Consider the following 8246-nt stretch of genomic DNA (forward strand, 5'->3'; position numbering starts at 1 on the left):
GCTTCCTTGTGATTCAAGGCTCGAGTCGGTCTGGCGACAGGCTCGAGCCGTTGACCGTCAGATGCTTCAGGCTTCCTGAGCCACCGGAATCACGTTCGAGGCGGCCTTCTGGTACTCCTCGATTTCGTGGAAGTTCATGTAGCGATAGATCTCGCCGGCCATGGCGTCGAACTCGCCCATGTAGCGACGGTACTCATCGACGCTCGGCAGGCGACCTTCCACGGCGGCCACGGCGGCCAGTTCGGCGGAGGCCAGGAAGACGTCGGCGCCATCACCCAGACGGTTGGGGAAGTTGCGGGTGGAGGTGGATACCACCGTGCTCTTGGCGGCGACGCGGGCCTGGTTACCCATGCACAGCGAGCAACCCGGCATTTCCATGCGTGCGCCGGCGCGGCCGTAGATGCCGTAGTAGCCTTCCTCGGTCAGCTGGTGCTGGTCCATCTTGGTCGGCGGGGCGAGCCACAGCTTGGTCTTCAGGCTGCCGGCGGGCTGCTTCTCGAGCAGCTTGCCGGCGGCGCGGAAGTGGCCGATGTTGGTCATGCACGAACCGATGAACACCTCGTCGATGCTCTGACCTGCCACCTCGGACAGCAGGCGGGCGTCGTCCGGGTCGTTGGGGGCACACAGTACCGGCTCCTTGAGCTGCTCCAGGTCGATCTCGATGACCTCGGCATACTCGGCGTCGGCGTCTGCGCGCATCAGGCTCGGGTCGGCCAGCCACTCTTCCATGGCCAGGATGCGACGCTCGATGGTGCGCTTGTCACCGTAGCCATTGGCGATCATCCACTTGAGCAGGGTGATGTTCGACTTCAGGTACTCGGAGACAGAGTCTTCGGACAGGGTGATGGTGCAGCCCGCCGCGGAGCGCTCGGCACTGGCATCGGACAGCTCGAAGGCCTGCTCGACGGTAAGATCCTCGAGGCCCTCGATCTCCAGCACGCGACCAGAGAACGCGTTCTTCTTGCCGGACTTCTCGACGGTCAGAAGCCCCTTCTGGATGGCGTAGTAGGGAATGGCATGGACCAGGTCACGCAGGGTGACACCAGGCTGACGCTTGCCCTTGAAGCGCACCAGGATGGACTCTGGCATGTCCAGCGGCATGACACCGGTGGCGGCGGCGAAGGCCACCAGACCAGAGCCCGCCGGGAAGGAGATGCCCATCGGGAAACGCGTGTGGGAGTCACCGCCGGTGCCGACGGTGTCCGGCAGCAGCATGCGGTTCAGCCAGGAGTGGATGATGCCGTCGCCCGGGCGCAGCGATACGCCGCCACGGTTCATGATGAAGTCCGGCAGGGTGTGGTGGGTTTCCACGTCCACCGGCTTCGGGTAGGCACTGGTGTGGCAGAACGACTGCATGACAAGATCCGCCTGGAAGCCCAGGCAGGCCAGATCCTTGAGCTCGTCACGGGTCATCGGACCGGTGGTGTCCTGAGAGCCGACGGTGGTCATCTTCGGCTCGCAGTACATGCCGGGACGCACGCCTTCCAGGCCGCAGGCCTTGCCGACCATCTTCTGGGCCAGGGTGAAGCCCTTGCCGGTGTCCTTGGGCTGCTCGGGCAGACGGAAGACGTCGGATTGCTCCAGACCCAGCGCCTTGCGCGCGTTGTCGGTCAGACCGCGACCGATGATCAGAGGGATACGGCCGCCTGCGCGGACCTCGTCGAGGATGACCTGGGTCTTCAGCTCGAAGGTGGAGATCACTTCGTCGGTGTCGTGACGGCAGACCTTGCCTTCGTAGGGGTAGACGTCGATGACGTCGCCCATTTCCATCTTCGACACATCCATCTCGACCGGCAGGGCGCCGGCGTCTTCCATGGTGTTGAAGAAGATCGGGGCGATCTTGCCGCCGAAGCAGAAGCCACCGGCGCGCTTGTTGGGCACGTTGGGGATGTCGTCGCCGAAGAACCACAGCACCGAGTTGGTGGCGGACTTGCGCGAGGAACCGGTACCCACCACATCGCCGACGTAGGCCACCGGGAAGCCCTTGGCCTTGACCGCTTCGATCTGCGCCATGGGGCCCTTGGTGCCGGGAACTTCGGGCTCGATGCCGTCACGCTCGTTCTTGAGCATGGCGTTGGCATGCAGCGGAATATCCGGACGTGACCAGGCGTCGGGGGCCGGGGACAGGTCGTCGGTGTTGGTCTCGCCGAGTACCTTGAACACGGTCAGGGTGATCTTGTCGGCCAGTGCCGGCTTGGACAGGAACCATTCGGCGTCGGCCCAGGACTGCATCACGTCCTTGGCCACCTCGTTGCCGGCCTTGGCGCGGTCGGCGACGTCGTGGAAGGCGTCGAACATCAGCAGAGTGTGCTTGAGCTGCTCGCCGGCTTCCTTGGCAAGCTCGGCATCATCGAGCAGTTCGACCAGGGTCGCGATGTTGTAACCACCCTGCATGGTGCCCAGCAGCTTGACGGCATGCACCTTGTCGATGAGCGGAGATTCGGCTTCGCCCTTGGCCAGGGCGGTCAGGAAACCGGCCTTGACGTAGGCGGCCTCGTCCACCCCGGGCGGAACGCGGTTGGTCAGCAGATCGAGGACAGTCTCTTCTTCTCCGGCGGGCGGCGCCTTGAGCAGTTCGACCAGTTCGGCGACCTGTTCGGCGTTCAGCGGCTTGGGGGGAATGCCTTCCTGGGCACGCTCTTCGACATGTTGGCGATAGGCTTCAAGCACGTGGGGGCCCTCATTGGTTTGTGGTGGTCACGCTCGAACGCGTCTCGCTCGAACGTGAGGGACACGCTGTCAACGGTGGCCGGGATTCTAGAATAAACTGTCGACAATGTTAAGAGAGCCCGTCATGACGGGCTTTGAACTTTGGTCGCCGAGGCCGGTTCGTGCCTATTCGACTGGGGTAGGGGTGTGTCCGCTCGAGGCAGGCGTTACCATGTGCCGATTCAATTTTTAGCACGATGAGGTGTCCGACGATGACCCAAGTTGTGGTGTCGCCCTGCGTCGGGCTGTGTTCGACCACGGTGGGCGATAACGTCTGCCGCGGCTGTCAGCGCCATGATCAGGAAATTCTGCGCTGGTTCTCGCTGGATGGTGAGGAGCGTGAGAGGCGGATCGGAGAACTGGACGCTCTGCGTATCGAGGTGGCCGCGAATTTCGTCGAGGTGATCGACGAAGACCTGCTGGAGCGCCAGATGCGACGCCATCGCGTGCGTTTTCGTTCGTCCCAGCCGGCGGCGTCGCGTGTGATAGAGCTGCTGAGGGTGGGGCGTGATCGTATCGGCGACCTGGCAGCCTACGGTATCGTGCTGCGCCCAGGTGTGCCGGACCAGCCTCAGCAGTTGTACGCCGCCATCAGCCAGGCCCTTCAGCAGGCCGCCGAACAACGTCGGACACTTCATCTCGAGTCCGGGCCCGATGGGGCCCAGCAATGGAAACCGCTTTCATGAATGTCACCATCAGCCCCGACCATGACACCTCGCTGCCTGAGGAGCTTCTCGATTTCCTGCCGTGTGCGACGCCGAATGCATGGGTCGAGTGGGCGCTGGACAATGAAACCCTGTTGTTGATCGATCACGCCCAGTGCGAGAAAAAAGCGGCGTCCACGGCCATGAGTCTGATGTATCGCTACGTGGATCACGTCGACCTGCTGACTAAGATGTCGCAATTGGCTCGTGAAGAGCTTCTGCACTTCGAGCAGGTCGTGAAAATCATGCGCGCCAGGGGGATTGAGTACCGCCATCTCAGCGCATCGCGCTATGCTGAAGGACTGAGGGAACTGGTCAGGCGCGATGAGCCGGAGCGTCTGGTGGATGTGCTGATCGTCGGTGCCTTGATCGAGGCGCGCAGTTGTGAACGCTTTGCGCGACTTATTCCACATCTCGACGACGAACTTGCCAAGTTCTACCGAGGTCTGGTTAAGTCGGAAGGACGCCACTTCGAGGACTACATCACACTGGCGAGCCAGCTTTCAGACGCGCCGATAGAAGCGCGCATTGCGGTCTTCAAGGCCCGCGAAGAGCAACTTGTGACGACCCCGGACGTCGCCTTTCGATTTCACAGCGGTGTGCCGGCCTGAGGCCGATAGCACCGCCACGCAGGGACACCATCATGCGGGACGCCCAACACGATGCTTCCCAGATAACGGACCAGGACCACCTGGCACTCTTTGGGCACTTTTCCCTCAACCTGGGAGACGATGTCCTCGTTCAATTCAGCTACGACAAGGTCAAGGCGCTGCTGGTCTACCTGCTGCTGCATCAGCAGCCGGTCAACCGCGCGACCCTGGCAGAACTGCTGTGGCCCGACCAGGGGTTGTCCTCCGGTCGCACCAACCTGAGACATGCCCTTCACTGTCTGCGCCAGTCGCTGGGGGATGAGGCCGACAAGGTGTTGACGGTGTCGCGCCAGACCATCGCCTTTCAACTGCCGGCGCAATGGGGGTTCGATGTTCATGACCTGCAGCGGCTGCTGGAGGGCAGTCGTGACATCGACACCCTGGAAGAATTGCTGGGGTTGTATCGAGGCGACCTGGTGGAGGAGCTGCAGCTGCCGGCCTGTCCCGACTTCCAGCGTTGGCTGATTCAGGTGCGCAACGAGTGGCGCCAGAGAGTCATTCGCTTCGCTGAAGACGTGCTCGATCAGGAAGGCAGCATCCCCGATGCGCTGTTGCAGGAGCTGGTCAGCCGATTTTCCGGCTACGCTCCCTTTCATGAAAAGCTGGTTCGCCAACTGGCCGAGCAAGGCCAGATGGCGGCGGCGCATGAGCAGTACAACGCCTTTTTGCAGTTGCTGGCGCTGTCCGGGCAACAGCCAGACCCCAGTTTCCTGCAGTTGGCTTGCTACTGGTCCGACGGGCAGCCCGAAACCCCGTCCTTGTCGCCCAAGGGCGCCTTCTCGCGGACCCTGGCGATGGACAGTCCGCCGCTCGGCGAAGAGGAGGTCGAGCACCGACAGCTGTCGGTCATGGCGATTCGCCTGACACTGGACGGCGACATGGGCAGCCGGGCCGAGACGCGGGCCTGTCTGGCATTGCAGATCGAACTGATGCGCTGGCTCGAGAAGCAGTGCCACCATCTGGGTGGCTTCTGGTTGCCCGGGGCCACGGGCGGGCTGGGGCTTGCCTGTTTCGGTACCCATGGGCCGGCGCATCAGCTGGCCGAACTGGTGGCCCTGTACGAACACTGTCGACGTCTGTTGGCGGAAGAGTCGCAGCGACGCTGGACCGGTGAAGGGAGCCTGCCCCGCATGACCCTGGCGGCGGGCCTGAACAGCGGCCAGGTGGTCTATCTGCCGTCGCGCCACCTGGTGGACCCGCTGGGTCAGGTGACCCAGCGGGCGCTCGACTTGATGAGCGCCGCCGAGGGCAGCGAACTCGTCATTTCTCAGGAGGCCAGCCAGCACATGCCGCCGGCGCTGGACCTGCAACCGAGGTTGTTTTCCCGGTTGGTGGCAAGCGACGGCCGAGTCCGCCTGCGTGCCCTGGTGCTGGGCACCAATGAGGGCGGCCGTGACGCGACGCCACCAAGCCTGGTGGGGCGTGAAAACGCGCTGCGCATGCTGCGCGATGCCCTGGCGCGGGCCGGTATCGGTCTGCGTCAGAGCGTGCTGGTGAAGGGGCCTTCCGGGCTTGGCAAGTCGGCACTGCTGGTGGGGTTTCGTCACCTTGAGCAGAGTCGCGACGCCACCATCTGCTGGCAGCCCAACACCCGCATGTCGGTGCAGGAATCCTATGGTGTGGCGCGCCACCTGGTGCGCTGGCATCTGGGGGGCGAGATCGACAGCGAGGGCCTGGCCGCGTTGGTCGAGCGCCTGGGGCTAAGCGAGCTGGATGACGACGATATTCGTTGGCTTGAAGAGGCCATGGGTATTCGCGAACCTCACGAAGTCTCGCTGCTGGCGCAGAGCAGCGAGGCGGTGGAAGCGGTGGTGGCGCTTCTGCATGGGCTGATTCATGAGCTGTCACAGGAACGTCCGCTGGTACTGATGATCGACGACCTGCAGTGGGTCGACGAGCCATCGTTCAAGGTGCTGGCCGGCCTCCAGGCGCGGCTGCCGATCAACTGTCCGCTGTTGTTGATCGCCAGCCATCATGGTCGTGAATCCTTGCCCACCCGACTGCACTGGGATCAGCAGATTGCGCTTGGCAGGCTCGATGCCATGCAGTCATCGCGGCTGTTGACCCAGCTGGCTCGGCGCTATCGGCTGCATCTGTCGCCGCGCCTGCGAGGCCAGATCATCGAGCGCTGCGATGGCGTCCCGCTCTACCTGCAGGAGATCTGTCGTCGTCTCGACATGGACCGGCGGGAAGGGCGTAGCGTCCAGCTCGACGAACTGCCCCACGGCCTGCTTGGCCTGTTGACCAGTCGCATCGATCAACTGGATGGCGATCGCGAAGTGGCGCACATCGCGGCGGTGCTGGGGCGCCACTTCCGCTTCGACTTTCTGGCCGAGTGCAGTGGTTGGGAGCCGGAACGGCTGAGCCGGGCGCTGGAAGAAATGCGTCGACTCGAGATCATCGAGCCGTCCGATGGTGATGTGGGGGCGCGAGAATTTCAGTTCACCCACCAGCTGCTGCATGAGGCAGCCTATCTTTCCTGTCCGCGTGACGTGCGGGTCGACATGCATCGCCGCGTGGTTCAGTTGATCGAAGAACGTTTCCCGGTGTGGATCAGTCGTCATCCCGGTGACTTCGCCATGCACCTGCGGCGCAGCGGTCACTACGCTCGAGGCGCGCGCTACTTCGAGCTTGCCGCCCGGGAGGCGCTCAAGGTCAGTGCCAATCGCACGGCGCTGAAGATGGCCGACGCCGGCCTCGCCAGTCTGCGCCAGGTCGAGCCTCAGGCTGAGCGTGAAATCAGCCTGCTGACGGTGCGTGGTCAGGCCGCTTTCGCTCTGGAGGGGCATGGTTCGCCTACCGCCCACGAGAGCTTCGTCAAGGCACGTGAGCTGCTGGCTGAGTGCACCACCGACCTCGAGGATGAGGACGATCTCGAGCAGGCGTTCCTGGTCAAGTGGGGACTATGGGTTGGCTGCAGTCAGCGCAACGCCCACGCCGACGCCTTTCTGCTGGCCTCGCGGCTGAACGATCTCGCCTTGCGCCTTGAGGACCCGCGCTACCAGCGCCTGGCCGACTACGCCGGGGCAAGCTGTGAGTACTGGGCTGGCAGAATTCGCCAGGCCTATGACCATCTGGAAGAGCTGGATCCGCTGAACAAGCCGATGATGATCGAGTGGTTGCCGTTCTCTGACCACCCGCAGGTGGCGGCTGCCTGCTTCCAGGGATGGGCGCTGTGTCTGCGTGGCGACTACCAGCGGGCGGAACGCCATGTGGAATCGGCCATCCGCCTGGCGGAAGAGATCCATCATCCCGGCAGTCTGGCGATGGCGCTGATGTACGCCTCTGCGTTGTACCGCCAGCTTGGGCATGTCCACGAGGCGGCCAATCGGGCCCAGCGAGCGTATGAGCTCACCGGCAGCTCCGATCTGCACCTATGGCAGGTCGCCTCCCGTGCGGTACTGGGATGGCAGCAGGCGTTGGCGGGGAGTCGTGAAGGCCTGCAGCAGCTTCAGGCGGCCCACGAGGAACTGGCGGAAGTGACCGGCCGGGACCCGAGTCAGCGTCCGAACCTGTGGTACGTGGACGCCTGTCTTGCCATGGGGGAGCTGGAGCAGGCCGAAGACTATCTGGATCAGTGTCTGTTGATGGCCCGGGAGCGCACGACGCTGTTTGTCCCGGAGCTTGCCACCCAGTTGGCGCTGGTACGCCACCGCCTGGGTCGCGACGCCGAAGCGGTACGGACCCTCGCCGAGCAGGCGCGCACCCAGGCGGAGCGGGACGGCAACCTTCATCAATTGCTCGGGGCCCTGGAAGTCTGGCTGACGTGTGTCGATCCCGACGACGATGCGGTTCGAAGCGAGTTTCGCCGCCTGCTGTCCCAGGTCAGCCTGAGCGATGCGCCGGTGTTGATGCGCTGGCGAAGCCTGCTTGATCGTCGGGTATCGCAGACCACCGACGCTTGATGCGCTAGCTACCCATTCACTGACGTCTCACCGACAAGACGACGCCCGACTGGCTTGGCCAGTCGGGCGTTTCTGTTTCTACCTCCCAGGCGCCTCGAGCTGTCAGCTCAAAAGGCGTCCCCAGTCTGCGTGTTCTCGTCGCCAGCGCTCCTGGCAAGGGCCAATTTCGCACCACGCTGTTCCGAAATCAGCATGAAACAGACGATAAAACGTACAAAAGTGGCAGCAAAAAGCATGACTTTCTATGGTGACTAGGAGGAAAGCAGTATCTCGGAAGG

4 protein-coding genes are annotated in these 8246 nt (G+C 63.5%); 3 read left to right on the plus strand and 1 reads right to left on the minus strand.

All coding sequences use genetic code 11. The features are described from left to right. Window positions 1-66: 66 nt before the first annotated feature. On the minus strand, window positions 67-2670 hold the full coding sequence (acnB, locus tag EBB56_RS14365) for a bifunctional aconitate hydratase 2/2-methylisocitrate dehydratase (RefSeq protein ID WP_124804672.1): 2604 nt from the start codon (window positions 2668-2670) through the stop codon (window positions 67-69). Between the two features lie 251 nt (window positions 2671-2921). Between acnB and EBB56_RS14370 the strand changes: the two genes are divergently transcribed. The 3 genes from EBB56_RS14370 to EBB56_RS14380 are packed head-to-tail and all read left to right on the plus strand — an operon-like array spanning window position 2922 to window position 7968. Continuing rightward, entirely contained in the window at window positions 2922-3395 is a 474-nt protein-coding gene (locus tag EBB56_RS14370) for a DUF1289 domain-containing protein (protein ID WP_045994930.1), read from the plus strand. Next, entirely contained in the window at window positions 3392-4024 is a 633-nt protein-coding gene (locus EBB56_RS14375; RefSeq protein WP_045994931.1) for a tRNA-(ms[2]io[6]A)-hydroxylase, read from the plus strand. The genes EBB56_RS14370 and EBB56_RS14375 overlap by 4 nt, the downstream gene beginning before the upstream one ends. 32 nt (window positions 4025-4056) lie before the next feature. Next, entirely contained in the window at window positions 4057-7968 is a 3912-nt protein-coding gene (locus EBB56_RS14380) for an AAA family ATPase (RefSeq protein WP_124804673.1), read from the plus strand. The last annotated feature ends 278 nt before the right edge of the window (window positions 7969-8246 follow it).

This window comes from Halomonas sp. YLB-10 (assembly GCF_003856855.1).
Taxonomy (GTDB): domain Bacteria; phylum Pseudomonadota; class Gammaproteobacteria; order Pseudomonadales; family Halomonadaceae; genus Halomonas; species Halomonas litopenaei.